The 24,678-nt window shown below is 61.6% G+C and carries 21 protein-coding genes; 12 read left to right on the top strand and 9 right to left on the bottom strand.

What is annotated here, in order from left to right:
- Positions 1 to 2: 2 nt before the first annotated feature.
- From ACFQ95_RS13255 to ACFQ95_RS13245, 3 genes are all read right to left on the bottom strand, one after another.
- Positions 3 to 833 (bottom strand): VOC family protein, encoded by an 831-nt coding sequence (locus ACFQ95_RS13255; RefSeq protein WP_422831628.1) that lies wholly within the window; start codon positions 831 to 833, stop codon positions 3 to 5.
- A 13-nt stretch (positions 834 to 846) separates the two neighbouring features.
- Positions 847 to 1,827 (bottom strand): tripartite tricarboxylate transporter substrate binding protein, encoded by a 981-nt coding sequence (locus ACFQ95_RS13250; RefSeq protein WP_422831626.1) that lies wholly within the window; start codon positions 1,825 to 1,827, stop codon positions 847 to 849.
- Between the two features lie 91 nt (positions 1,828 to 1,918).
- A complete protein-coding gene (locus ACFQ95_RS13245; RefSeq protein WP_422831624.1) occupies positions 1,919 to 3,661 on the bottom strand; it encodes a thiamine pyrophosphate-binding protein in 1,743 nt (580 codons plus the stop codon).
- Between the two features lie 65 nt (positions 3,662 to 3,726).
- Here ACFQ95_RS13245 and ACFQ95_RS13240 point away from each other — a divergent pair, with 65 nt between their 5' ends.
- Positions 3,727 to 4,515: a GntR family transcriptional regulator gene (locus ACFQ95_RS13240; RefSeq protein ID WP_422831622.1), complete on the top strand. Its 789-nt coding sequence runs from the start codon at positions 3,727 to 3,729 to the stop codon at positions 4,513 to 4,515.
- A gap of 147 nt (positions 4,516 to 4,662) precedes the next feature.
- On the opposite strand, the gene rpoD is transcribed toward ACFQ95_RS13240, so the two are convergent.
- From rpoD to ACFQ95_RS13220, 4 genes are all read right to left on the bottom strand, one after another.
- A complete protein-coding gene (gene rpoD, locus ACFQ95_RS13235) occupies positions 4,663 to 6,984 on the bottom strand; it encodes an RNA polymerase sigma factor RpoD (protein WP_422831620.1) in 2,322 nt (773 codons plus the stop codon).
- A gap of 290 nt (positions 6,985 to 7,274) precedes the next feature.
- Positions 7,275 to 9,257: a DNA primase gene (gene dnaG, locus ACFQ95_RS13230; protein ID WP_422831618.1), complete on the bottom strand. Its 1,983-nt coding sequence runs from the start codon at positions 9,255 to 9,257 to the stop codon at positions 7,275 to 7,277.
- A gap of 78 nt (positions 9,258 to 9,335) precedes the next feature.
- Positions 9,336 to 9,896, bottom strand: a complete 561-nt coding sequence (locus ACFQ95_RS13225; RefSeq protein WP_422831616.1) for a hypothetical protein — start codon at positions 9,894 to 9,896, stop codon at positions 9,336 to 9,338.
- Between the two features lie 223 nt (positions 9,897 to 10,119).
- Positions 10,120 to 11,919, bottom strand: coding sequence for a gamma-glutamyltransferase family protein (locus ACFQ95_RS13220; protein WP_422831614.1), 1,800 nt, complete (start codon positions 11,917 to 11,919; stop codon positions 10,120 to 10,122).
- A 130-nt stretch (positions 11,920 to 12,049) separates the two neighbouring features.
- Here ACFQ95_RS13220 and ACFQ95_RS13215 point away from each other — a divergent pair, with 130 nt between their 5' ends.
- Complete coding sequence (locus ACFQ95_RS13215) at positions 12,050 to 12,715, top strand: trimeric intracellular cation channel family protein (protein ID WP_422831612.1); 666 nt, start codon at positions 12,050 to 12,052, stop codon at positions 12,713 to 12,715.
- Here the strand turns inward: ACFQ95_RS13215 and ACFQ95_RS13210 are convergent.
- Both ACFQ95_RS13210 and ACFQ95_RS13205 read right to left on the bottom strand, forming a co-directional pair.
- Positions 12,712 to 13,353, bottom strand: coding sequence for an HAD family hydrolase (locus tag ACFQ95_RS13210; RefSeq protein ID WP_422831609.1), 642 nt, complete (start codon positions 13,351 to 13,353; stop codon positions 12,712 to 12,714). The genes ACFQ95_RS13215 and ACFQ95_RS13210 overlap by 4 nt on opposite strands.
- 40 nt (positions 13,354 to 13,393) lie before the next feature.
- Positions 13,394 to 14,173, bottom strand: a complete 780-nt coding sequence (locus tag ACFQ95_RS13205; RefSeq protein WP_422831607.1) for an IclR family transcriptional regulator domain-containing protein — start codon at positions 14,171 to 14,173, stop codon at positions 13,394 to 13,396.
- 200 nt (positions 14,174 to 14,373) lie between these two features.
- Between ACFQ95_RS13205 and ACFQ95_RS13200 the strand changes: the two genes are divergently transcribed.
- The 10 genes from ACFQ95_RS13200 to ACFQ95_RS13155 all read left to right on the top strand — a co-directional run bounded on the left by ACFQ95_RS13200 (position 14,374) and on the right by ACFQ95_RS13155 (position 24,653).
- Positions 14,374 to 15,318: a shikimate dehydrogenase family protein gene (locus ACFQ95_RS13200; RefSeq protein ID WP_422831605.1), complete on the top strand. Its 945-nt coding sequence runs from the start codon at positions 14,374 to 14,376 to the stop codon at positions 15,316 to 15,318.
- A gap of 64 nt (positions 15,319 to 15,382) precedes the next feature.
- Positions 15,383 to 16,528: an ABC transporter substrate-binding protein gene (locus tag ACFQ95_RS13195; protein WP_422831603.1), complete on the top strand. Its 1,146-nt coding sequence runs from the start codon at positions 15,383 to 15,385 to the stop codon at positions 16,526 to 16,528.
- 221 nt (positions 16,529 to 16,749) lie between these two features.
- Positions 16,750 to 17,625, top strand: coding sequence for a branched-chain amino acid ABC transporter permease (locus tag ACFQ95_RS13190; RefSeq protein ID WP_422831601.1), 876 nt, complete (start codon positions 16,750 to 16,752; stop codon positions 17,623 to 17,625).
- A 28-nt stretch (positions 17,626 to 17,653) separates the two neighbouring features.
- Positions 17,654 to 18,664 (top strand): branched-chain amino acid ABC transporter permease, encoded by a 1,011-nt coding sequence (locus ACFQ95_RS13185; RefSeq protein ID WP_422831599.1) that lies wholly within the window; start codon positions 17,654 to 17,656, stop codon positions 18,662 to 18,664.
- Positions 18,661 to 19,416 carry an ABC transporter ATP-binding protein gene (locus ACFQ95_RS13180; protein ID WP_422831597.1) on the top strand — a complete coding sequence of 252 codons (756 nt, stop codon included), beginning with the start codon at positions 18,661 to 18,663 and terminating at the stop codon, positions 19,414 to 19,416. The genes ACFQ95_RS13185 and ACFQ95_RS13180 overlap by 4 nt, the downstream gene beginning before the upstream one ends.
- A gap of 2 nt (positions 19,417 to 19,418) precedes the next feature.
- Positions 19,419 to 20,183 (top strand): ABC transporter ATP-binding protein, encoded by a 765-nt coding sequence (locus ACFQ95_RS13175; protein WP_422831596.1) that lies wholly within the window; start codon positions 19,419 to 19,421, stop codon positions 20,181 to 20,183.
- A gap of 27 nt (positions 20,184 to 20,210) precedes the next feature.
- On the top strand, positions 20,211 to 21,119 hold the full coding sequence (locus tag ACFQ95_RS13170) for a 4-hydroxyphenylpyruvate dioxygenase (RefSeq protein ID WP_422831594.1): 909 nt from the start codon (positions 20,211 to 20,213) through the stop codon (positions 21,117 to 21,119).
- Between the two features lie 11 nt (positions 21,120 to 21,130).
- Positions 21,131 to 22,078 (top strand): sugar phosphate isomerase/epimerase family protein, encoded by a 948-nt coding sequence (locus ACFQ95_RS13165; protein WP_422831592.1) that lies wholly within the window; start codon positions 21,131 to 21,133, stop codon positions 22,076 to 22,078.
- 55 nt (positions 22,079 to 22,133) lie between these two features.
- Positions 22,134 to 23,327 carry a lyase family protein gene (locus ACFQ95_RS13160; RefSeq protein WP_422831590.1) on the top strand — a complete coding sequence of 398 codons (1,194 nt, stop codon included), beginning with the start codon at positions 22,134 to 22,136 and terminating at the stop codon, positions 23,325 to 23,327.
- 378 nt (positions 23,328 to 23,705) lie between these two features.
- A complete protein-coding gene (locus tag ACFQ95_RS13155) occupies positions 23,706 to 24,653 on the top strand; it encodes a LysR family transcriptional regulator (RefSeq protein WP_422831589.1) in 948 nt (315 codons plus the stop codon).
- The last annotated feature ends 25 nt before the right edge of the window (positions 24,654 to 24,678 follow it).

Raw genomic sequence — 24,678 nt, 5'->3', positions numbered from 1 at the left:
GCTTATTTGCCCCAGAGCTCCAGCGCGACGCCATGGCTCAGGTCTTCGTCAAGGCCACGCAATACCGTGCCGCCATGGCCTGCGAGCGTGAAGGCGCAGGGGCCTTCGCCGCGGGTGGACAGCCGTTGGCGCAAGGCCTGGGCGGAATGGCTGTCGGTACTTGCCGGGCTGGCTTTGCGCTCGGCCGGAGACATCAACACGACCTGCAAACCCTGCAGTGTGATGATGGCCACGCGCAGGCCCAGGCCGGAGAGCAGGGTGGGGGCGGTGGTGCTGGCATCGGGCCCCAGCAGGGCCTGGTAACGCCTGAGGCTGACATCCAGGTCGTGCACTGCCACACACAGGTTGGTGACAGCGGTCGCACCGTTGGGATGGGTGTGCGCAGCCTCGTCATCCGGCACACGCAGCTTGCGTGGGGTGACGTCGCCGCAGAGAAACGGCACGTCCGGTGTGTCATGGCGCGCGCTTTGCCAGGCCAGGCGTTCACCATCGGGGCGCACACGGCCGCCATCGACTGGGCCGCGCAGCGTGTCCAGGCCACGTGCCTGGGCCTCGGCAAGCGCTATGGCCGTGTCCTGCGGCAGCAGCGCAAAGTCCACCAGGCCCTCGCCGTGTGCCTGCAAGGTGTTGTACCAGCGCTCCTGCGGGGCCGGGCCTTGCCAGGCGATGAGTTCCAGGTAGGCACCATCGGCAAACACCACCAGGGCATTGTGCGAGGTGCGCCCGGGATGCTGGCCACCCGGCAACACGTTGAAGCCGAGCTTTTGGTAGTCGGCCATGGCTTGCGCCAGGTCGTGCACGGCGATGACGATGTGGTCGAGCGGCAATGACATGCTGGGCGAGCCTTTATTCTTCTAGCTTGAGGTTGGTGCTACGCACAAACTTGCCCCAGCGCTCGTATTCCTCGCGCAGGTGGCGATCCACGCCGGCACCGTCGGTGGCCATGACTTCAAAGCCAGCCTGTGTGAGTTTGCTATGCACGTCGGGCGATTGCAAGGTCGCCTGAAAATCGGCCGTGAGTTTGCGCAGCGTGGCCGCCGGTGTGGCCGCCGGCGCAAAGATGCCAATCCACGAATAGGCTTCAAAACCAGGAAAGCCCGACTCCATGACGGTGGGCACATCTGGCAACTCGGGCAGGCGCTTGGCGCCCGTGACGGCTATCGGTTTGAGCTTGCCGGCCGCAATCTGTCCGCGCAAGGCGGCGTAGCTCAGCAGTGTGAGGCTGGCCACGTCGCCCAGCACCGCCTGTATGGCCGGGCCGCCGCCGCCGAACGGCACGTGCAAGACATCGATGTTGGCGCGGCGCTTCAGGTCTTCCATCACCAGGTGGTTCATCGAACCCAGGCCGGTAGAGGCGTAGCTGTATTTGGCCGGGTTGGCCTTGGCGGCGTCAATGAAGCCGCGCAGGTCTTTGCCGGGCACGCTGGGCGATGCCGCAATGATCAGCGGGAAACGCAGTGCCAGGGTGACACCGGCGAAGTCCTTGAACGTGTCATACGGCAGCTTGGCTTTGGCGATGGGGTTGATGGCGTGGGTGTCAAAACTCACCAGCACGGTGTTGCCATCGGGCGCTGATTTGGCCACGTATTGCGTAGCGATCTGGCTGGCCGCACCGGGCCGGTTGTCGACGATGACAGGGCGGCCGGCCTTCCTGGAAAGCTCATCTTGCAGTATGCGCGCGGCGATGTCGGTGCTGCCCCCCGGCGGAAAGGTGATGACCAGGCGCAAGGGCGCATCGTTGTCGGCGGCCCAAGCGGGCGCAGCCAAACCAAGGGCAGTAGCAGCAGCCATAGACAAGGCGTGCCGGCGACGGGGCGAATGCAGCATGAACAACTCCTGAACGAGACGACGGGGAGGGTAACGCGAAGCGAGAAACTTGTTTGGGCGCTTATGGATTTATCGGAGCGATGGCAGGGATTTAACCCATCCACTGGCTCACGGGTACGGCTGTGTCTTGCAGCTCTTGCGAGATCACGTCCACCAGCGCCGGGCCGTCGTGCATCAGGGCGGCCTTGAGTGCGGCGTCCAGGTCAGCGGGGTTCTCTACGCGCCAGGCCTTCACGCCAAAGGCTTCGGCCACACGCGCGTGCTGCGTGCGGTTGAAATCCACCGAGAAGTAGCGCTGGTCGTAGCCGGTTTTTTGGCTGGCTTTGATCCAGCCGTAGACCGCGTTGGAGAACACAATCATCTTCAGCGGCACGTTGCGGCGCACAATGGTTTCCAGCTCACCACAGGTGAAGCCAAAGCTGCCGTCGCCCATCACCGAGACCACCACCGAATCGGGCTGGCCTATGGCCGCGCCAAATGCGGCCGACATCGAATAGCCCAGTGCACCATGTGCACGGTTGGTGATGAAGTGGCGGCCCGATTGCGGCGCGTTGAAGTAGGCCGAGAAGTAGGGGCAGGGTGTGCCGGGGTCGGCCACCACGATGGCGCGTGCGGGCAGCAGGCGGTTCAGCGCATCGACCACACGTTCGGGCTTGATGGGCGTGGCTAGCGAGGCGGCCAGCGGGGCGAAGAAGGCTTGTTTTTCACTGCGGGCGCGGGCCGCCAGGGCACGGCCATCGGCGAGCTCGGCCGGGCGCTTGTGGCCAGGCTGGTTGAGCATGCCGTGCAGGGCCGTGTTCAGCGCTTCTATGGCCAAACGTGCATCGCCGACCAGGGCGACATCGGTGCGGTAGTTGGTGCCTATGGTCATGGCGTCTACATCGATGTGCAGGATCTGCACGTTGCGCGCCGGCATGTGCCAGTGTTCGGTGGTAGTTGATCCGGCGCGGCAGCCTATGAACAACACTAGGTCGGCCTGTGCCACCACGGCACGGGTGGAAGGCACACCGCCGTTGGTGCCGACCACGCCAGCGTTTAATGGATGGTTGTCCGCCAGGCTGCCTTGGCCGCTGACGGTGGTGCACACCGGCGCGTTGAGCTGGGTGGCGAGTGCATCCAGGGCTTCACAGGCGCCGGCAATCACCACACCACCGCCGCAGATGATGACCGGCGCACGGGCTGCGGCCAGGCGCTCGGCAGCCTTTTCCACTTCGACTGGATCGGGTGCGCTGCGGTAGGCCGGGAAGTGGCCGTGGCCGGGCTGGGCCCAGACGTCAGCCGGGTCCAGGCTATGTTTTTGCACGTCGTAGGGCAGGCAGATATGTGCGGCACCGGGCCGGCCGGTGGTCATGGCGCGGAAAGCGCTGCGCACGGCGCCGGGGATCTGGTCGACGCGGTCAATGGTGGTGTTCCACTTGGTCAGCGGTTTGTAGAGCGCTTGCTGGTCCAGCTCGGTCAGCGGGAACTTTCCGCGTGAGCCGACCGACACGTCCGAGGTGATGCCCAGCACCGGAATCGACGACTCGTTGGCTTCGACCAGGCCGGGCAACAGATACGTGGCGCCGCCGCCGCTCGGGCCCTCGCAAACCCCCACGCGACCGGTGACGCGCGCGTAGCCGTCGGCCATGTAGGCAGCGCTGCGTTCGTCGCGGGTGAGAATGTGGTCCATGCCGTGGTCGAGCCGGGCCATGGCGTCGTAGAAGGGCAGGCTGGTATCGCCGCACAGGCCGAAGATGTGCTTCACGCCGTTGAGCTGCAGCATGCGCACCATGGCGTCGGCGCCGTTGAAGGTATCGGTTGTGGTGGCGGGTTGGGCGGGTGTTGGATTCGACATGTGCGAGTGCTCCTGCTGGAAAATCGGCTCTGGAAAATAAGAATTCAATTAAGTATACTTAAATCATGCCGCGACAAGAAGTGATTTCTAAACCATTGAAAGCGCTGAAACCGTTAAAGCCGTTGCTCGCGGCAAACAGCGAGGCTGCCGCTGATGCCCCGGCCATTTCTGCCGTGCGGCGCGAGCGTGGCTCGGGTGTGTTCGACACGCTGCGCGAGATGGCGATCTCCTATGAGTTGCGCCCCGGCGAACGTGTGAGTGAAATTGAATTGGCAGAGAAGCTTGGCGTGAGCCGCACCCCCGTGCGCGAAGCCTTGACCCGCCTGGTGACCGATGGCTTTTTGCTGCCCGCCACGCGCGGTTATGTGCGCCGCCCGCTAGACATACAGGAAACGCTGGACCAATACGAAGCCCGCGTGGCCGTGGAACGCGAATGCCTGCGCCTGGCGCTGCAGCGCGGCAGCGACGAAGAGATTGCCGAGGCGCTGGCGTTTTTGGAAGAGAGCCGCAGTGTGCCGCCCGACACGCCGGTGCGCTCGCTGGTGGAACTCGACGAAGCATTCCACATGCGACTGGCCGCGATGGCGCGTAATGGTGAGCTACGCCGCATGCTCGGCAGCTTGAACGAGCGCATCCGTTTCATCCGCTGGATCGACATGGAAAACGTGGGCCGCGACTCGACGCAGCACGAGCACCAGATGATTCTGGATGCGCTGAAGTCACGCGATGCGGCGGCGGCTGATCAACATTTGACCGAACACATCAGCCTGCGCCGCGAGCAGATCGTGCAGGCCATCACCCAGGGGCTGGCACGTATTTACCTGGGTGAAACGGCAGCGTCTGCGGCAGGCTGAACTACTACTGTGAAGAACTACTGATTTCGTAGCGGCCTGCGCATGGCCATCCAGCGCAGAAGCCTGATTTTTCTTGAAGTAAAAACGCCCCGGACAGTTAACCCGTCCGGGGCGTTTTTGCATTGTGGCTAAGCCAGAAGCAGTCGCTTACAGCGTGTCGATGAAGCTGCGCAGCTTGTCCGAGCGGCTTGGGTGCTTGAGCTTGCGCAGCGCCTTGGCTTCTATTTGGCGAATGCGCTCGCGGGTCACGTCGAACTGCTTGCCGACTTCTTCCAGCGTGTGGTCGGTGCTCATTTCGATACCAAAACGCATACGCAGCACCTTGGCTTCGCGTGGCGTCAGGCTGTCGAGAATGTCTTTCACCACGTCGCGCAGGCCGGCCTGCATGGCCGCTTCCACCGGGGCGGTGTTGGCACCGTCTTCGATGAAGTCGCCCAAGTGGCTGTCGTCGTCGTCGCCGATAGGCGTTTCCATGGAGATCGGCTCTTTGGCGATCTTCATGATCTTGCGGATCTTGTCTTCCGGGATCTCCATCTTTTCGGCCAGGATGGACGCATCGGGCTCGAAACCAAACTCTTGCAAGTGCTGGCGGCTGATGCGGTTCATCTTGTTGATGGTTTCTATCATGTGCACCGGAATACGGATGGTGCGCGCCTGGTCGGCGATAGAGCGGGTGATGGCCTGGCGTATCCACCACGTGGCGTAGGTCGAGAACTTGTAGCCGCGACGGTATTCGAACTTATCGACCGCCTTCATCAAACCGATGTTGCCTTCCTGGATCAGGTCGAGGAACTGCAGGCCACGGTTGGTGTACTTCTTGGCGATGGAAATCACCAGGCGCAAGTTGGCCTCGATCATTTCCTTCTTGGCATCGCGCGAGGCGGCTTCGCCTTCGTTCATGCGCTTGTTGATGGCCTTCAGCTCGTCGAGTGGCACCACCACGCGGGCTTGCAGGTCGGTCAGCTTTTGCTGCAGGTCTTGCACCGGCGGAATGTTGCGCGCCATGATCGCGCTCCAAGGCTTGCCAGCGTTGGATTGTTTTTCGATCCAGCTCAGGTTGAGCAACTGCGATGCAATCTTGTTGCCCATCTTGTCGCGGCCGCTGAACTCGGCGATGAAGCTTTCCTGTGGGTAGCCACACTTGTCCACGATGATGCGGCGCAGCTCACGCTCTTTCTTGCGCACGTCGTCGACCTGGCCACGCAGCAGATCGCACAGCTTTTCAATCGTCTTCGCCGTGAAGCGTATGGTCATCAGCTCGGTGCTGAGGGCTTCCTGCGCCTTGGCGTAATGCGGCGTGCCGTAGCCTTCCTTGTCGTAGATCTTGTGGACCTTTTCGAACAGGTCGCGCAGGCTGTCGAAACGCGTCAGCGCTTCGTTCTTCAATTCTTCGAGCTTCTTGGTCAGCGCTTTGGAGCCGCCCTTGCCGTCGTCGTCATCGGCTTCGTCGAATTCATCGAAGTCTTCTTCGGCCACGTAATCGTCGGCTTCGTTGGGGTTGGAGAAACCGTCGACGATGGTCGAGATGACGACCTTGCCTTCACGGATGTCTTCGCCCAGGCGGAACAGCTCGGCCAAGGTGGCGGGGCTGGCGCTGATGGCTTCCATCATGCGCATCAGGCCGCCTTCGATACGCTTGGCGATTTCAATTTCGCCTTCACGCGTAAGCAGCTCCACCGTGCCCATTTCGCGCATGTACATGCGCACCGGGTCGGTGGTGCGGCCGAATTCGCTGTCCACGGTGGACAGGGCGGCTTCGGCGGCTTCTTCGGCTTCCTCTTCGGTCGAGCCCGCGGGCGCGTTGTTGGTCAGGATCAGCGATTCGGCATCGGGCGTTTGCTCGTACACCGCCACACCCAGGTCGTTCAGGGTGTTGATCACGGCTTCTAGCGTTTCAGCGTCGATCAGCTTGTCGGGCAAGTGATCGGAGATTTCGCCGTGTGTCAGGTAGCCGCGCGTCTTGCCCAGCTTGATCAGGGCCTTCAGGCGCAGGCGGCGCTTGGCCATGTCTTCTTCGGACAGCACGGTCTCGTCGAGGCCGAATTCCTTCATCAAGGCGCGTTCTTTGGCCTTGCTGATCTTCATGCGCAGCGGCTTGACCTTCTCGCCCGTGGGCGAGAGGGTGACGGCCGGTTCTTCGGCCACGTCTTCTTCGACGTCAATCAGGTCGTCTTCGTTGACTTCGGTCGAAATCGAACCCTTGGGCTTGGGGCCGCGCTTGGCGCCCGGGGGCTTGACCTTCACGGCCACGGCCTTGGTGTCGGCGGCTGCGCTCTTGGGCGGACGACCAGGTTTTTTCTTGGCCGGAGTCTCGACAACTTCAACGGATTCTTTTTTCGATGCGGGCACTGATTTGACTTTCAAAGCGGACTTGGCGACAGGCGCGGGAGCAGACTTGGGAGCAACTTTGGCTGCGGACGTTTTGGCCGCAACTGGTTTGACGAGCTTCTCGGACTTTTGTGCTGGCATGGATCAACCTTGAACGACAAAGACAGATGAAACAGCAACCAAGCGCCATCAACTCCCGGCGCGGGTGCTAGGCAAGACGAATCTCTAGGAGATGAATCTCATTGGCAAGATGTGTGGGCGAACATTTGGCATGCAACCCTTGCGGTGGTGTGGCTGTGCGCGCGGTGGCGCCGTGTGGCCGGGTCCGGAGGTGTTGCTGTCGCTCTTGCCGAGCAAGCTAACCGCAGATTATAACCTTTTGCTCAAATTTCAAGTAGAAAAAGCCTGATCAGGCCTTGGTTGTCAAGAAACTACGACTCAAGCAGGGTTTTGCCTTTGCTGCGCAGCGTGTTGCGGCGCTCGGACAACGCGTGGTAGCGCGCACGGGCTTCGGCGTCCGTGGGGATCAGCAGCACCAGGGCATTCATCTCTTCGTTCAAGTAGTCAATGTGCATCAGGTCGAGCAGATTGCGCAGCTCAAGGGCGAGTTCGTGGGCCGGGTCGGGGGTGATGCCTGCGGCATCTGGCTGGGGCGGTGGCGCGGGTGCTGCGTCCGGGCGCGCCATGATCTGGATCGCCAGGTCGTCAAAAAAATGATTGTGTGCCTGAAGTTGCTCGCTGAGTACACCCCAAGGCTGCGGGCCGTGCTCGTGGTACTGGCCTTCGAGCCAACTGAACAGCGGACCGTACTGGCCCGGTAGAGCGGCCAGCATGGTGTGGTCTTCGCCGGTGAGTTTGTCCCACACGCCGGGGTGGCCCAGCAGCAGGCGCACGGCATGGTCGGCACGGCTGGCGGGTTGGATGCGATCGGTCTGGCGCGGGCCGTCGTCTTCATCCTTTCTGAACTTCTTGCTCCATTCCTTCTTGGGTTTCCAGGTGTCCTTCTTTTTCTTCCAGTCGTCGTTCTTCTTCCAGCCCGACTGTGGCGGGTGCTGGCCCGAGGGGGCTTCTTCTGCTGAAGACGCAGAGCGTGGCGCGGTGGCGCCGCGGCCAAACCACACGTCGTTGAGTTCGGCAGAACTCAACTGCACCAAGCCTGCAATCTCGCTCAACATCTGGCGCTTCAGGGCGCCGTCGGGCAGCAGGCTCCACAAGGGCTTGGCGTTGCTGGCCATGTGGGCACGGCCCTCGGCGGTGTACAGGTCGCAGCCTTCACGCGCAGCCTCGATCAGAAACTTGCTCAAAGGTGTGGCCTCGGCCACGTATTGGGCAAAGGCGTCACGGCCATGGGCGCGTATGAAGCTGTCGGGGTCGTGTTCGGCGGGCAGGAACAGGAATTTGACGCTGCGCACATCGGTGGCATAGGGCAGGGCGCCGTCGAGCGCCTTGCGCGCGGCGCGGCGGCCGGCGCTGTCGCCGTCAAAGCTGAAAACCACCGCATCGGTGAAGCGAAACAGCTTTTGCACGTGGTCGGGGGTGCAGGCCGTGCCAAGGGTCGCCACCGCATTCGGGAAACCCAGTTGGGCCAGCGCCACCACGTCCATATAACCTTCGGTGACCAGCACAAAACCGGCGTTGTGCACGGCGTTGCGCGCCTCGAACAAGCCATACAGCTCGCGCCCCTTGCTGAACACCGGGGTCTCGGGCGAGTTGAGGTATTTGGGCTTTTCGTCCCCCAGCACACGCCCGCCAAAACCAATACATTCGCCTTTGACATTGCGTATGGGGAACATCACGCGGTCGCGGAATCGGTCGTAGCGCTTTTCTTCGCCGCTGTCTTCGTCAGCGTTCAGCAGTACCAGGCCGCTTTCGACCAGCAGCGGGTCGTCGTATTCGGGAAACACGCTTGCCAGCGCGCGCCAGCCCGCAGGCGCATAACCCAGGCCGTATTGTTTGGCCACCTGGCCGGAGAGCCCGCGGTTCTTCAGATAGTCGATCGGGCGTGTGTTTTGCCGCAGTTGTTTTTGGTAGGCCTGGTTGGCTTTTTCCAGCACATCGTTGAGCGTGGCCTGTTTTTCGCGCTGTTCGGCGGCGCGTGCGCGCTCTTGTGGCGAGGTGTCGTCTTCAGGCACCTGCATGCCGTATTGCTGGGCCAGGTCGGTCACCGCTTCGACGAAGGTGGCGCCTGTGTGTTCCATCAAGAAACGGATGGCATCGCCGTTTTTGCCGCAGCCAAAGCAGTGGTAGAACTGTTTCGTCGGGCTGACCGAAAACGACGGCGACTTTTCGCCATGGAATGGGCACAGGCCCATGAAATTGGCGCCGCCTTTTTTCAGTTGCACATGGCGGCCCACGATCTCCACCACGTCGGCGCGGGCGATCAGTTCGTCGATGAATGTTTTGGGGATGCTCACCCGGCCATTGTCGTAGCAGTTGCGCCACGGCCGGCCGTGCCTGGCACAAAACCCTGCACAGGGTGGATCGTCAGGCGTTTAGATCTGGTGGCGCGTGGAAGGCGAGGTTGGCCTGTCGGGCGGCAGGTGGTAGGTGCTGGGTCGGGTGGGCAACTGCACCACGTTGTCGCCGGCACAAGGCGCACGGCGGTGCAGCAGGCCGGCGAACATAAAGCTGATTTCGGCCATGCGCTGGTGCACAACCACTGGGCTGTAGCAGGCGCCCATGGCCTGTGTGAGGTTGCCACGCAGGCGCCAGAGAATTTCGGCGTCGTTGGCTTCGGCAATCTGTCGGGCCACCAGGAAGCGCCATTTGGCGGTCTGGGCTGCCTTGATCGCATCGGCTTCGCTTGCTGTCTCGGCCACAGGCAATTGCGCCAACTCCTGCAGCATGGCGTTGCGGATGCGTGCCATTTGGGTCGAAGGGCTTCGGCCAGCACCGGGCCAAAGCTGACGCAGCCAGTCGCGCAGACCGCGCCGGCGCGCCAGTCGGTCGCCGTGGTGAAGTGCTTCGCGTTGCTGTTCGGCCGCATCGGAGAAGGGGAGATGGTTTGCGCTGGCCGGCCCGCGCGGCTCCATGCTAGGGATCGAATTGGACACAACACTCTCCTGATGGGCTGACGTTGAGACGCGTCAGACTATGCCGCCGCATTGTTACGGGCACATTTCGGGCAAGTTATTTTTGTTTCAATTGTTGCCAAAGGTGCTTCGTTTCCGAGTAACGATAGTTACTACTTGCATTTGGCCTTGAACTAATAAAGATCAAAAAAAGAGCACTGCAAGCGTATGAGTAATGCCTAAGGTGCTCTCTTTTTTGTAAGATTTAATCGCCCAGCACAACACCCTCGCGGCGCGGGTCTGCGCCGCCAAAGAAGCCGCCTAGCGTCTTTTGAATGGCCTGCAGCCCGCTGGTCATGTCCATCTCGCGCACCTCGTGGCCGCGCGCTTTGAGTGCGTCCAGCGTGGCCGCCGGAAAGCGCTGCTGCTCCAGCAGCGTGGGACCATTGAGCGAACCAAAGTTCGGCAGGTTGATGGCTTGCTGGGCGTTCAGCCCCCAATTGAACATGCCGTAAAGTGTTTTGGCGGTGTAGTGGATGATCAGTGCGCCACCCGGGCTGCCGCCGCTGGCGACCAGTTCGCCGCTGGCCTTGTCGAACACCAGGGTGGGGGCCATCGAAGAGCGTGGCCGTTTGCCGGGTTGCACGCGGTTGGCAATGGGCACCCCGTTGGCGTCGGCAGGCACGAAGCTGAAGTCGGTGAGTTCATTGTTCAGCAGGAAACCCTTGACCATTTGGCGCGAACCAAACGCGTCTTCAATGGTGGTGGTCATGGCCAGCGCGTTGCCATATTTGTCGACGATGGAGATGTGGCTGGTGCCATATTCGATTTGGTCGGGCATGGGCGCGTAGGCCATCTTCACGCCGCCAGGTGTGCCGGGCTTGCCGGTTTTCATCGACATGCTGCCCGGGCCCTGCGGAATCAGGGCGGCACGTTCGGCCAGATAAGCCGGATCCAGCAGGCTGGTCCAGTTGCCGGCCGGTGGCTGCACGAAATCCGGGTCGGCCAGGTACTGCGCACGGTCGGCAAAGGCCAGGCGCGAGGCTTCGGTATAGAGGTGCAGCCACTCGGCTGATGGCAGGCCGTTCTGCAGTGGATATCTATCGGCGTTGACCACGGTCATCATGCCCAGAATCTGCCCCACGGCGATGGCCCCCGAACTCGGCGGTGGAAAGCCGCAGACGCGGTACTCCTTGGCCGCGACCTTGTAGTCGCTGCACAAGGCGCCGCGCTGTTTGGCTTGGTAGCCCGCCAGGTCGGCCAGGCTCAGGCGGCCGGGGTTGGTGGGGTGGTTTTGCACCTTTTGCACAATGGCTTGGGCCACTTCGCCCTCCAGCAAACCTTTGGAGCCCTGGCTGGCGATGAGCTTGAGCACATCGGCCAAGGCGGGGTTGCGCAGCACACTGCCCACGTCTACCGCCGAACCATCGGGTTTGTAGAAATAGGCGGCGGCCACCGGGTCTTTGATGAGGTTTTTCTCGCCATTGAGCAAGGTGTTCAGCCGCGGGCTGACCTTGAAGCCTTGCTCGGCCAGCGTGATGGCGGGCTGGAACAGGCTCGCCCAGGGCAGCTTGCCATATTGCTTGTGCGCCATCTCCAGCATACGCACGGCGCCGGGCACGCCTACCGAGCGGCCACCGACCACGGCGTCGATGAAGGGCAGGGGTTTGCCATCGGTGCCGAGAAACAGTTTTTCATCGGCTGCGGCGGGCGCGGTTTCGCGGCCGTCAAAGGCTTCCACGGTTTTTCCGTTGTAGTGCAGCAGGAAAGCCCCGCCGGCCACGCCGCTGGACTGCGGCTCCACCAGCGACAACACCATTTGCACGGCGATGGCGGCGTCTACCGCGCTGCCACCGGCGGCCAGAATTTGCCGGCCCGCGTCGGTGGCCAAAGGGTTGGCGGCGGCCACGGCATAGGTCTTGGTGGCCCAACCTGGTTTTTCGGTATAGCCCGAGGCGGCTTCGGGTGTGATGGGCACCGTGTAGTTGAAAGAGGCCGGGCTGCTGGCGCAACCCGCCAGAACGGCGGCTGCCGTGGCCGCCAATGTGGTGAATGCAAGTTTCATGAATCCTCCAAGTTGAGAGCGCTATGGTAGTAAGACCACCGCCGTGTGGAGCGTTCAGCGCACACGAATGGGGGGCGAGTGTGTGAGCCCATGTATCCTTGCCACGAACCTTGCTAAATCGCCGCCACCCATGTTGCAAATTCCGCTCGAACAATCGTCTTTGGCCACGGCGCACACCCTCATCGAAGGCGTGGCGACGCTGGCGTTTGCGCTGTCCGGCATGATGGAAGCGGCGCGCAAAAAACTCGACGTGGTGGGTGTCTGTGTGGTCGCCGGCGTCACCGCTTTTGGTGGCGGCACGCTGCGCGATGTGCTGCTCGACCGGCGCCCGTTCTTCTGGGTGGACCACGCCAATTGGCTGTGGCTGTTGTTGGGCCTGTGCGCCGTGGCGATGCTGTTTTTACGCAAGCGCGTGCTGCGCTTGACGGTGCGCGCCATGCAGGTGCCGGATGCCATCGGCCTGGGCCTGTTTGCGGCCAGTGGCACCCAGATTGCGCTGGCCAACGGCATGCCTGGCCTGGTGGCGGTGATCATGGGGGTGATCAGTGCGGTGTTTGGCGGTGTGTTGCGCGACGTGTTGTGCAACCAGATTCCGCACGCCTTCCATGACCACGTGCCTTACGCGTCCTGCGCATTTGCCGGTTGCTGGGTGGTGGTGCTGGTCGAGGCGCAGCCGGGTTATGGGGGTTTGGCGCTGGCCGCCGGCACCATCATCGCCACCGCGCTGCGGCTGGTGGCGTTGGCTTTCGACTTACGCCTGCCGGTCTGGCGCGCCCACGGGGATGACGAGGATTAGAGCGTCAGCCCCAATACCGGCGCCAAGTCGGCCAGGCGTTGAATGGGGCGGATCTGCTGCAGCAGTTCTTCCGGCGTGTGCTCGACCGGGTGCAGCGAGAAGACCTGCATGCCCGCTGCCAAACCGGCGCGGATGCCGGGCAGGCTGTCTTCCACCACCGCACATGCAGCTGGCGCCACGCCCAGGGTTTTGGCGGCATGCAAAAACAGCTGCGGGTCGGGCTTCCAGTGGCCCACGTCATAGGCGCTGAAGATGCGGCCCTTGAAGTAGGGCAGCAGGCCGGTCAGGCCCAGCGTGAACTCGGTTTTGTCGAACGGGCCGTTGGTGGCCACGCAGCAGGGCAGGCTGAGTTGGCGCACTAGGTCCAGCGCGCCGGGCAGGGGTTGCAAAGCTTTGCTGAACTCGACCGCCATGGCTTCGCGTGCGCTGGCGGTGAAGGTGTCGGGCAGCGGCTGTGTGGTGTTGCGGCCCAACTCGGCCACGTTTTCGGCCATGCTGCGGCCGCGAAACTTTTCCAGTATCTCTTCCAGGGCGAGAGACAGGCCATAGGGTTGCGCATGCGCGTGGACGGCGGTGATGCCTATGGTTTCGCTGTCGACGAGGGTGCCGTCGCAGTCAAAAATGATGGCTGAAATCAAAATAATGCCCGGAGGATGTTGGGGCCCAGATCGTAACGGCTCAAATCAGTTGCCGCATGGCGTGTGCGGTTTCGCGCAGCACCGGCAGCACGCGGTTCACCGCGTCATCGGTGGGTTCATGGCCCATGGGCATGGTGACGTTCAAGGCCCCGGCCAATACGCCATGGCGGTCGCGCAGCGGTACGGCGATGCCACGTGTGCCCAGCTCCAGTTGCTGCTCGGAGATGGCCCAGCCCTGGGCGCGGATGCGCGCCATCTCCAGTGCCAGCCGTTCCTTGCTATTGATGGTGTGGGAGGTGAACGAACGCAGCGTGTGCTGGGCCAGCCAGGCTTCCAGTTGTGCGGGTTCGCGCATGGCCAGCAGCAGCAGGCCGGCGGCGGTCACCTCGGCCTGCACACGTGCACCGAGCACATAGCCGGTGCTCATGGCGCGGTTGGTGCCGTTGCGCGCGATGTAGACGATCTCGTCGCCGTCGAGCACCGACAGGTAGGCGTTCTCCTGTGTGCCGGCCGTGACGCGTTGCAGAAACGGCTGCACGATGCGTGGCAGCCGCGCCGACTCCATATACGACTGGCCTAGCCGCAAGATGCGCGGTGTCAGCCAGAACAGCTTGCCGTCGCTCTGCACATAACCCAGATGCGCCAGCGTCAACAGATAACGCCTGGCGGCCGTGCGCGTCAGCCCGCAGCGCACGCCGGTCTGGCTGGCGGTGAGGCGTGGGTTGGCTTCGTCGAAGGCTTCGATGATGGACAGGCCTTTTTCCAGGCCGGCGATCCAGTCGCGTTTATCAAGTCCTTCGGGGGGGGAGGTGGCAGGCATGGGTGATTCTTGCGACGCGGGCCGGGTGGGGGAACTTGGTGCTAACCCTGGATGCGTTCGTTTATCGATCGTATTTGTGCGATTGTTGATCATAGTGCGCAGAAAAATCTTTTGATATCTGCTTTGCATGACTAAAGTCCAGCCGCATACACCTTTATCGAACGATCAGCGATCATTTTATGCACCCAGCGCCTGCTTCTATGCCTTTGGTAGACGGCAAAACCCAGGTCTACCTGATCCTCGGCGATCCGGTGGAGCAGGTGCGGGCGCCGGAGTCCTTCAACCTGATTTTTGCTGCCCTGGGCATGAATGCCGTGGTGGTGCCGGTGCATGTGGCGGCGGCCGACGTCACCCGGTTTGTGCCGGTGGCGTTCACCGGTCAGAACATCAAAAGCATGTTGCTGACGATTCCCCACAAGTCACTGGTGATGCCTCTGCTGCAGCGTTGCGGTGCGCTGGCCGAGGTCGCGGGTGCGGTGAACGCGGTCCGCCGCGACGCGGCCGGCGGGCTAGAGGGCGACCTGTTCGACGGCGAAGGCCTGGTGGCATCGCTGAACTACTTTGGCATGGCCTACGCCGGCCAACGTGTGTTGGTATTGGGCGCAGGCGGCGGCGCGGCGGCCATTGGTGCCTCGCTGATAGGCGCGGGCTCGGCCGTGGCGCTGGGGGCGGCGGCCGAACTGGCTTTTTATGACCCCATGCCGGGCAAGGCGCAAGAACTCGCGCAGCGGCTGGCCAGATACAGCCAGGGCCAGACCCAGGTGTCTGCCGCCGCCAGCAACGACCCGGCGGGTTTTGACCTGGTGGTCAATGCCACGCCACTGGGCCTGCAAAGCGGCGACCCCATGCCGTGTGATGTTGCACGTGTCAAACCCACGGCCGCGCTGATGGACATCTTGATGAAGAACCAGCCCACGCCCTGGGTGCGCGCTGGCCGGGCGCGCGGGCTGAATGCCCAGCCCGGCTTCGAAATGCTGATACAGCAGGCCCATCTATACCTTGATTTCTTTGGTTTGACCGAAGCCGCCACGCTGGTGCGGCGCGACGCCACCTTTATCCGTGAAGCGATTTACCCGGTCGAGATGGCAGGCGAGATCTACCGCGATCTGGCGCCCGACCTGCCCACGGCAGGGATTGCGCGCTAGCCAAACCGCCAGGCACACGTTCCACTCCATTCGTCACACTTTCTTACCACCTGAGGAGACTTCAATGCAAAAAAGATTCGCTCTTAAATTAGTAGCTGCTTGCGCTTTATCCGTGAGCGCAATCACTGGTTTTGCGCAGCAAACCGTGAAGATTGCCGGCATCGTTGAGTTGTCGGGCCCCGGCACCACGTCGGGCACGTTTTTTAATAACGGTGCCTTGCTGGCCGTGAAGGAAATCAATGCCGCCGGCGGCATTCTCGGCAAAAAGATCGAATACAGCGCAAACGACACCCAGAGCAATCCGGGCGTGGCCAAGGGCTTGACACAAAAGGCCGTGGACCAGGATGTGTTTGCCATCTTCGGCCCGGTGTTTTCCGGCTCCATCATGGTCAGCATGGCGGAAAGCCGCCGCGCCGAGATTCCCAACTTCACCGGTGGTGAAGCCGCCGCCATCACACAGCAGGGCAACCCCTATGTGTTCCGCACCAGCTTCACGCAGGACACCGCCATGCCCAAGGTGGCGCGCTACATCAGCGACACCATGAAGCTCAAGACCGTGGCCGTGATCTACGTGAACAACGACTTCGGCAAGGGTGGTCTGGATTCCATCAAGAAGGCGCTGGCCCCATCGAGCACCAAGGTGATTGGCGAAGTGTCGACCGACTCGGGCCAGATCGATTTCTCGGCTGCCGTGCTGAAAGCCAAGCAGCTCAATGCCGACGGCATCTTTGCCTATACCAATGAAGAAGAGTCGGCCCGCCTGCTGCGCGAACTGCGCAAACAAGGCTGGACCAAACCGGTGGTCGGCGAGACCACGCTGACCGGCCAGAAGGTGATTGAACTCGCCGGTGAAGCGGCCAACGGCGCCATCGCCCACGTTGGCCTGACGGTGGACGCGCCGCTGCCCGCGGTGCGCGCCTTCCGTGCCAAGTACGAGAAGGAATACAAGTCGATCTCTGACCACAACGGCATGAAGGGCTACTCGGGCATGTACGTGCTCAAGGCCGCGATTGAGAAGGCCGGCAAGCTCGACCGCAAGGCCGTGGCCAAGGTGATGCACAGCCTGAAGGTCACCACCGCGCAAGAAGCCGGTGTGCTGATGGACGTGAGCTTCAACGAAAAGGGCGACCTGGACCGCGAAAGCTTCATCGTGGAAGTGAAGAACGGCAAGCAGGAGGTGATCGCCGTCGTGCCACCTTTGGGCAAGTAACTGGCTCACCCCAGGCCGCGCGCACGGCGTGTCGCTTTCGTCAGCCCCCTTTGCTGGGGGCAACACCTGCGGTCTGGCAAAGCCAGTTCTGCGGTGTTGTTGGCGTCGATGCGTGGTGCTGCCAGGCCGGGTTGAGTTGGCATAGAACTCTTTGTTTTCCAGACTTTGGGCGCACCGAACCGGTACGACACACCCAGTCAACGTCGCGAGCTCCGCACACCATGACCGACTTTCTTCAACTTTTCTTCAGTGGCCTCTCTACTGGCGCCATCTATGCGCTGGCGGCGTTGGGCTTTACCCTGCTGTGGCAGGCCAGTGGCACCATCAATTTCGCGCAGGGTGAGTTTGTCATGCTGCCGGCGTTCATGATGCTGGGCTTCATGTCGTTTGGCGCGCCGATTTTGCTGAGCTTTGCGCTGAGTGTGGTGTTGGCCGTGGTTGTGTTGGGCTGGCTGTTCAAGCGTGGCGTGGTCGACCCGCTGTTCAAGTACGGCATGATGCCCATCGTGGTGGCCACCATAGGCTTGTCTATCGCCATGCGCAACGGCGTGCGCGCCGGCTTCAGCGCCGAGGCGCATCCGTTTCCCAGTCTGTTTCCGGACAAGATTTTCAACATCGCGGGCGTGACCATCAGCATGTCCGACGTTGGCACCTTTGCCTTTGCGCTGGTGCTGGTGCTGGTGACCCAGGCCTTCATTGCCAAGACCGTGACCGGCCGCGCCATGCAAGCCGTGGCGCAGAACACCGAAAGCGCTTCGGTGCTCGGCATCAATGTGCCGCGCATGATCTTCTACACCTTTGCCATCAATGCCGTGCTGGCGGTGGCGGCGGCGATGTTGGTCACGCCGACCTACCTGGCCAAGTTCGACATGGGTGAGTCGCTGGGCACCAAGGCCTTCTTCGCGGCCATCATAGGCGGCTTCAACAACTCACGCGGCGCCTTGCTGGGCGGGCTGATCGTGGGAGTGTGCGAGAACCTGGCTGCCGCCTATATCTCGCCAGCCTACAAGGATGCCGTGGCGCTGGTGATCTTCATGGTGGTGATTTTGTTCAAGCCGCAGGGGCTGCTGGGCAAAAAAGTTGAGCGAAAGGTCTGAGCGGGCCTGCCTGCACAGAGAACACATCATGAAAAAATCTACGCTTATCGTTACCCTGGTCAGCGCCGCCTTGCTGCTGATCGCGCCCAACTTCCTGAAGAATTACGGCGTCTACCTGCTCACCACCTGGCTGGTGTTCATCATAGCCACCATGGGACTGAATCTCACGGTGGGTTATGCCGGGCAGAAGTCGCTGGGTCAGGCGGCGTTTTTTGGCATCGGCGCCTACACGGTGGCGATTCTGATGAAGGCCGGCATCAGCTTCTGGGTCGGTTTGCCGGCCGCGGCGCTGATCTGTTTTGTGCTCGGGCTGATCCTGGGCTTCCCGGCGCTGCGCGTGCAGACCATTTACCTGGCGTTCGCCACGCTGGGCTTCAACACCGCCGTCTGGCTGGTGATGCGCAACGAAGAATGGCTCACCGGCGGCACCTTTGGCATCAACAATATTGCGCGGCCCAGCCTGTTTGGTTATTCGCTAGAAGGCAATCTGCCTTACTACTACTTTGTGCTGCTGTGTACGGTGCTGCTGGCCTGGCTGCTTGCGGCTTTGTTGCGCTCCCCTTGGGGCAAAGCCTTCACCGCTCTGCGCGACAACCCGATCCGGGCGGAAAGCCTGGGCGTGGACACCCGCAGCTACACCCTGTTGAGTTTTGCCATCGGTGCGGCTTATGCGGGTATTGCGGGTTCGCTGTTTGCCAGCCTGGTGCAGTTCATTGAGCCGGCGCCTTTCACGGTCGGGGCGTCGATCATGATGTACCTGATGGTGGTGGTCGGTGGCCCGGGCTACTTCCTGGGGCCGGTGCTGGGCTCGGCGGTCGGTGTGCTGCTGCCCGAGTGGCTGCGTTTCGCCCAGGCCTGGTACTTGTTCGTCTTTGGCGCTGCGGTGGTGCTGCTGATGATCTGGCTGCCCGATGGTTTGCTCAGCATTCCTGAACGCCTGCGCGCCCGCCGCTTGGCGAAAGAAGCCAGCGCCGCACGCCAGGCCAGTGGCCTGGCCGCGCAGCAAGCCCAACAACCAAACAAGGGGGCCGCAGCATGAGCGCGTCACTGCTAAGGGTTAACAATCTCAAAAAGGCCTACGGCGCGATTCAGGCCGTTGGCGGCGTGTCGTTTGAAGTCATGCCGGGCGAAATCTTCGGTGTGATTGGCCCCAATGGTTCGGGCAAAACCACGCTGTTCAACAGCATGCTCGGCCAGATCCGCCCGGACAGCGGCAGCATTGAGCTCAACGGCGAGGACGTGAGCCGCCTGGGCCCGCTGGAGTTGAACCGGCGCGGTGTCGGCCGCACGTTCCAGACGCTGCAGGTGTTTGGCAAGATGACGGTGCGCGACAACCTGCTGGTGGCCGCGCAAGAGCACAAGGGCAGCATGTTCAGCCGCATGTTCGCGCCCAGTGATTCTGGCCTGGGCGCCAAGGCTGATGCCTTGATCGACCAGTTCCGCATCCGCCACGTGGCCGACAAAAAGGCCGGTGAGCTGAGTTACGGCCAGCAAAAGCTGGTGGATATTGCCATGGCCTTCATGAGCGAGCCCGATCTGGTGCTGCTCGATGAACCGTGTGCCGGTGTCAACCCCAGCCTGGTGGGCGGCATCTCCACATTGCTCAAGCAATTGAACCAGCAGCCGGGCGCGAAGCAACGCAGCTTTGTGGTGATTGAACACAATATGGACTTCGTGATGGACCTGTGCCACCGCATCATGGTGATGGTGGAGGGCCAAGTGATGGCCATAGGCACGCCGGCGGAGATTCGCGGCAACAAGCAGGTACTCGACGCCTATCTGGGGAACTGACCATGTCCAACAATCTTCACGATACCTGCATCGAATTTGACGACGTGGTGGCGGGCTACAAGGACTTCATGATCCTGAACAACCTGTCGTTCAAGGCGCGCCGGGGTTCCATCACCTTGTTGCTGGGGCCGAACGGCGCGGGCAAGTCCACGGTACTGAAAACACTTTTTGGTTTGCTGAAACCGCGCCAGGGCCGGGTCTTGCTCGATGGTGTCGAGGTCGGCGGGGCCACGCAGAAACAGCTGTTGGCCCAGGGCATTGCCTTTGTGCCGCAGGGGCGCAATTTGTTCGGCCAGCTGACCGTGTTTCAGAACCTGGAGCTGGGCGGCATCACGCTGGGCATGAAGACCACCCACGAGCGTATCCCAGAGGTGCTGGAGTTCTTTCCGCGCGTGAAAGAACGCATGCACTCGATGGCGTCGGCCTTGTCGGGCGGCGAGCAAAAGCAGCTGGAAATTGGCCGGGCCTTGCTGCTCAGACCCAAGGTGATCCTGATCGACGAGCCGTCGATTGGTTTGTCGCCTATCGTGGTGCAGGATGTGTTCAGGTTGTTGCGTAAACTGGCGGATGCCGGCACCACCGTGTTGATGGTGGAGCAGAACGTCAAAAGCGCGCTGAAAATTTCAGATGAAGCGATTGCACTGGAGTCTGGCCGGTTGGTGTTGCAGCGGCCCGCCAGTGAACTGCTGGCCGACCCGCACATTGAACGCTTGTTTTTGGGTGGCGCGCACACGGCCGCAGCGCCGGTGGATGCCGCCACGATTTGATTATTGGTTTTTTCAGGAGTAAGCGACATGGCATCCACACAATACGACCACGCCGGACTGGCAGACCGCGAAGCGGTCGGCGTGACCCCCAACCCGCTGGGGCTGGAAGGTATCGAGTTCATCGAATACGCGACCTCCAAACCACAGGCGTTGGGACAGGTGTTGGAGACCATGGGTTTTCGGCCGGTGGCGCGCCACCGCTCGCGCGAAGTGCTGCTGTATCGGCAGGGTGATATCAATGTGATCGTCAACGCCCATTCGGGCGGCCGCGACCACACCGTGCCGTTGACCGAGACCCCGGTGATTGTGGCCGTGGCCCTGCGTGTGCGCGATGCTGCGGCAGCCTACCGCCGGGCACTCGACCGTGGCGCCTGGGCTGTGCCGGCGCGTGTGGAAGTCATGGAGCTGAACATCCCGGCGATCCACGGCGTGGGCACCAGCCGCATTTATTTTGTCGACCGCTACAAAGAGTTCTCCATCTACGACGTGGACTTCACGCCCATTCCCACGGTGGACCAACGCCCACCTGCGGTGGCGGGTTTGCATTTCTTCGGGGTGGTGCAGTACATCGGCAACGACCGGGCCGACGATTGGACCGAGTTCTACCAGGAACTGTTTGGTTTTACCGCGCTGTCGAACAGCGAACGTTTTGGCATCCTGCCCAAAGGCCGGATTCTGCGCAGTCCCTGCGCTAGCTTTTACTTGCAACTGATCGAGCCTGAGCCCGGTGTGCTGGATGTGGAAGACGACGAATGCCTGCAGCGCATAGGCCTGGGCACCCCCGACGTGCCGGCAACCGTGGCCGAGCTGCGCCGACGTGGTGTGGAGTTTGTCGAAGCCAAGAGTGCGCAGGCCGAGGCGCGTGGTGCTTTGACGCGTTCCTACATGGGCGGTGTGATGTTTGAACTGGTGCACGACAAACGGGCGCTGGTGTGAACGGCGGCTTTATGAACCACACATCTTTCAGCTCAACGCCGTCCATGCAGGACGTGCAGCATGTCGGCGGCAACATCGACGATTTCGGCATGGACACCATCTCGCTCGCCGGCCCGCTGGAGGCCAAGCTGGCCGCGGTGAAGGGCGCCGGTTTCACCCAGATCATGCTGTCCGCGCGCGACATCGTGGGCCACGCCGATGGCCTGGATGCGGCGGTCGCGGCGGTGCGCAACAGCGGGCTGCGTGTCACCGGTTTTCAGGTGTTGCGTGATTTTGAAGGGCTCTCTGGCCACTTGCACGAATACAAGATCGACATCGCCAAGGCCATGCTGGACATGTGCCACGCGCTGGATTGCCGCCTGCTGCTGGTGTGTTCGTCGACCTCGACGCATGCGACTTCGGACCTGGATGCGATCGCCCGTGACCTGCGCAAGCTGGCCATGCTGGCCGTACCACGCAACATCCGTGTGGCCTACGAAGGTTTGTCCTGGGGCCGCACCATCAACGAATTCACCACCGCCTGGGACATCGTGTGCCGCGCGGACGCGCCGAATCTGGGGCTGGGTTTCGATTCCTTCCATTTGCTGGCCACCCAAACACCGCTGGAAGAGTTGGAGATTCTCGATCCGTCGAAAATTTTCCTGGTGCAGTTGGCCGATTTCATGTGGAACGAAGTCCGCTCGGTTGAGGAGAAGATTGCCACGGCGCGGCATTTCCGGGTGTTTCCGGGTGAGGGTGTGCACAGCGAAGCCATGGCGAAGCTGGTCCGGGCGCTGCACGATTTGGGCTACCGCGGCGACTACAGCTTTGAAGTCTTTAATGACGACTATCAGCAGATACCGCTGCCGGTGGTGGCGGAACGCGCGCGCAAGTCCGCCTTGTGGCTGGGCGAAGAGGTGCTGCGCCGCTCCGTGCCCTTGCCCAACCGTATGCGTTTGAAGCAAAACCGGACGGTGTGAAACAGCGGCCAGCTTCCGCCGGGTCTGAAGCTGGCAGCGCGCCGCATGCCCCACCATGAGTTTCATATTTGACGGATTCTTGACCACACCTGAGGCGCAGGATGCGTTTGCCGATCGCCAGTTCGTTGGCGCGATGCTGCGTTTTGAGGCCGCCCTCGCGAGTGCGCAGGCGGCGCAAGGCCTGATCCCCCAAAGCTCGGCTGACTCCATCATCCGCACCTGCAAGGTCGAATTGTTTGATGTGCCTAAATTGGTGCGGGAAAGTGGTCCGGCGGGCAGCATTGCCGTGCCGCTTGTGAAGAGCCTCAAGGATGCCGTCGGGCTGTTCAATCCGGCGGCGCGGGAGCACACCCATGTGGGCTGCATCGCACAAGACGTGGTTGATACGGCCATGGTGCTGGTGACGCGCCAGGCGCTGATGTTGATCGAGACCGATTTGGCGCGCGTGGTACAGGTTCTCCTGGTTCTGGCGCGGCGTTATGCCAGCACACCGATGCTGGCGCGCACCTTGATGCAACCGGCCTCGGTCATGAGTTTTGGCCTCAAATGTGTGGGCTGGCTTGCGCCGCTGGTGCGCAGCCAGAGACGTCTGCTGACCTTGTCTCAGCAGGCCATGAAATTGCAGCTTGGTGGTGCGGTAGGCACTTTGGCTGAAATGGGCGTGCATGGTCGCGCCGTGGCACAACACATGGCACAGGATCTCGGATTGTTGACGCCGGAGTCATCCTGGCAGTCGCAGCGAGATGAATGGGTGGCGCTGGGTTGCGAGCTAGGATTGCTGACGGGGAGCCTGGGCAAACTGGCTCGCGACATTGCATTGATGAGCCAGTTTGAAGTCGCCGAAGTGGCTGAGCCAGACCACTTGGAACGTGGCCGTTCTTCCACCCTGTTGCACAAGCGCAATCCGGTTGGTTCGATGGTGGCGCTGGCCGCTGCGCAGCGCGTGCCACAACGCGTGGCGGCGCTATTGCAGTCCATGGCCGGAGAGCACGAGCGCTCGCTTGGCCACTGGCAGGTTGAGCTTGCCGAATGGCCACAACTGGTGATGGCCACACACGGCAGCGTGCACGCCATGGCCCAGGCTTGCGAAGGCTTGCGGGTAGACCCAGACCGCATGTATGCGAATCTGGCGGCGGTTCAGAAGACCATGCCCAGCGACATTCAGACCGCGTGGTTCTCTGCGCATCTGGCGCAACATGCTGCGGACCAGGTCGAGCGGCAAATCAGCGCACTCGACATCCCGCTGTAAACCTGGCGAGTTTCTGGCGAACCCCTCTCGTCGCCGAGCTGTGTTCCTACTACGCAGGAACGCAGGAAGACGGTGCTACGCATTTCCTGCGTGTTTTCATGGGCTAAAACTTCTTCTTTGCTGAGTTGGCAAAGGGTTTGTTGTTGCCACCAATTTGGTTGCGCGACGCTTCGTTCCCAAGTTTCTTTGCTGGGCGCATGGCCCGTTTTCTCCCGGAATAGGCTGAATTTTCCAAGTTGCTTGTATTTGTGTATGCAAAAATATAATTTTTGCCATAAGTGTGCACATTTATATTGTTTTAAATTAACTGTTCATGATCAAATGAGATTCTTTATGAGTATTCATTTGTATTGATTCAAACAAATTTGGAGCAAAGCCATGGACCGAATTTCCGCAATGCGTGTGTTCAGCGAAGTTGTGACACGTGGCAGTTTTACGGCTGCAGCCAACACCCTGGGGATGTCGCGAGCAATGGTGACCCGCCATATCGCTGAATTGGAACGTTGGCTGGGTGCACGTTTATTGATGCGTTCCACGCGGCGTTTGTCTTTGACCGAAGCGGGTGAGGCCTGCATTGCACGCAGTCGTCAATTGCTCGAATTGGTCAATGATGTGGAGCAAGTGGTGGGACAGCGCGATACCGAACCCCATGGGCAGATTCGCGTTTACTCCAGCGTCTCCTTTGGGCAATCGCACCTGAGCGCAGCCCTGGTGGACTACCTTGCGCGCTATCCAAGAACGCGCGTCGATCTTGTGCTGGGCGATCAGCCGGTCAATTTGATCGAAGACCGTATTGACTTGGCCATACGCGTGACGAACGAACTCGATCCCAACATGATTTCGCGCAAGTTGTCCACCTGCCGCTCAGTTGTTTGCGCGGCGCCCGGTTATTTGCTCCGCCATGGAACCCCTGAGTCGGTGCAAGATCTGGCTCGGCATAACTGCTTGACATCTTCGCGCTTCGAGAAAAGTCAGTGGCATTTCGTGCGGCAAGATGAAGAGACCTCGGTTCAGGTCTCGGGAAACCTGAGTGCGAATGAGGCGACAGCCCTGCTGCAAGCCGTGCGGGCCGGCGGAGGTTTGTCGGTGCAGCCCACTTATGCTGTCGGCGACTTGTTGCAGAGCGGCGAACTGGTCGAAGTATTGCCTGAGTGGAAGCCGCTTCCCCTGGGGGTTTACGGCGTTTATGTATCGCGCCGCCACCAACCCGCCACGATGCGCACCTTGCTCGACTTTTTGGAAAACCGTTTCGGCCCTGAACCGGGCTGGGACCGTCTCCAGCCGCAAGCGTCATCGGTTGCGCGCCATGTGCTGCAGGCCGCGTAAGCGGAACCCAGGCTCAGGCCTCAAA

Origin of the sequence: Variovorax sp. HJSM1_2, from assembly GCF_049316285.1 — a bacterium.
Taxonomy (GTDB): domain Bacteria; phylum Pseudomonadota; class Gammaproteobacteria; order Burkholderiales; family Burkholderiaceae_C; genus Rhodoferax_B.
The sequence above is the reverse complement of the archived record's forward strand: the minus strand, read 5'-3'. Positions and strand labels throughout refer to the sequence as shown.

Excerpts from the sequence above, each read along its gene's own strand:
- ACFQ95_RS13255 (WP_422831628.1), bottom strand. The coding sequence starts at position 833 with ATGTCATTGCCGCTCGACCACATCGTCATCGCCGTGCACGACCTGGCG.
- ACFQ95_RS13250 (WP_422831626.1), bottom strand. The coding sequence starts at position 1,827 with ATGCTGCATTCGCCCCGTCGCCGGCACGCCTTGTCTATGGCTGCTGCT.
- ACFQ95_RS13245 (WP_422831624.1), bottom strand. The coding sequence starts at position 3,661 with ATGTCGAATCCAACACCCGCCCAACCCGCCACCACAACCGATACCTTC.
- ACFQ95_RS13240 (WP_422831622.1), top strand. The coding sequence starts at position 3,727 with ATGCCGCGACAAGAAGTGATTTCTAAACCATTGAAAGCGCTGAAACCG.
- rpoD (WP_422831620.1), bottom strand. The coding sequence starts at position 6,984 with ATGCCAGCACAAAAGTCCGAGAAGCTCGTCAAACCAGTTGCGGCCAAA.
- ACFQ95_RS13220 (WP_422831614.1), bottom strand. The coding sequence starts at position 11,919 with ATGAAACTTGCATTCACCACATTGGCGGCCACGGCAGCCGCCGTTCTG.
- ACFQ95_RS13215 (WP_422831612.1), top strand. The coding sequence starts at position 12,050 with ATGTTGCAAATTCCGCTCGAACAATCGTCTTTGGCCACGGCGCACACC.
- ACFQ95_RS13205 (WP_422831607.1), bottom strand. The coding sequence starts at position 14,173 with ATGCCTGCCACCTCCCCCCCCGAAGGACTTGATAAACGCGACTGGATC.
- ACFQ95_RS13200 (WP_422831605.1), top strand. The coding sequence starts at position 14,374 with ATGCCTTTGGTAGACGGCAAAACCCAGGTCTACCTGATCCTCGGCGAT.
- ACFQ95_RS13195 (WP_422831603.1), top strand. The coding sequence starts at position 15,383 with ATGCAAAAAAGATTCGCTCTTAAATTAGTAGCTGCTTGCGCTTTATCC.
- ACFQ95_RS13190 (WP_422831601.1), top strand. The coding sequence starts at position 16,750 with ATGACCGACTTTCTTCAACTTTTCTTCAGTGGCCTCTCTACTGGCGCC.
- ACFQ95_RS13185 (WP_422831599.1), top strand. The coding sequence starts at position 17,654 with ATGAAAAAATCTACGCTTATCGTTACCCTGGTCAGCGCCGCCTTGCTG.
- ACFQ95_RS13180 (WP_422831597.1), top strand. The coding sequence starts at position 18,661 with ATGAGCGCGTCACTGCTAAGGGTTAACAATCTCAAAAAGGCCTACGGC.
- ACFQ95_RS13175 (WP_422831596.1), top strand. The coding sequence starts at position 19,419 with ATGTCCAACAATCTTCACGATACCTGCATCGAATTTGACGACGTGGTG.
- ACFQ95_RS13170 (WP_422831594.1), top strand. The coding sequence starts at position 20,211 with ATGGCATCCACACAATACGACCACGCCGGACTGGCAGACCGCGAAGCG.
- ACFQ95_RS13165 (WP_422831592.1), top strand. The coding sequence starts at position 21,131 with ATGAACCACACATCTTTCAGCTCAACGCCGTCCATGCAGGACGTGCAG.
- ACFQ95_RS13160 (WP_422831590.1), top strand. The coding sequence starts at position 22,134 with ATGAGTTTCATATTTGACGGATTCTTGACCACACCTGAGGCGCAGGAT.
- ACFQ95_RS13155 (WP_422831589.1), top strand. The coding sequence starts at position 23,706 with ATGGACCGAATTTCCGCAATGCGTGTGTTCAGCGAAGTTGTGACACGT.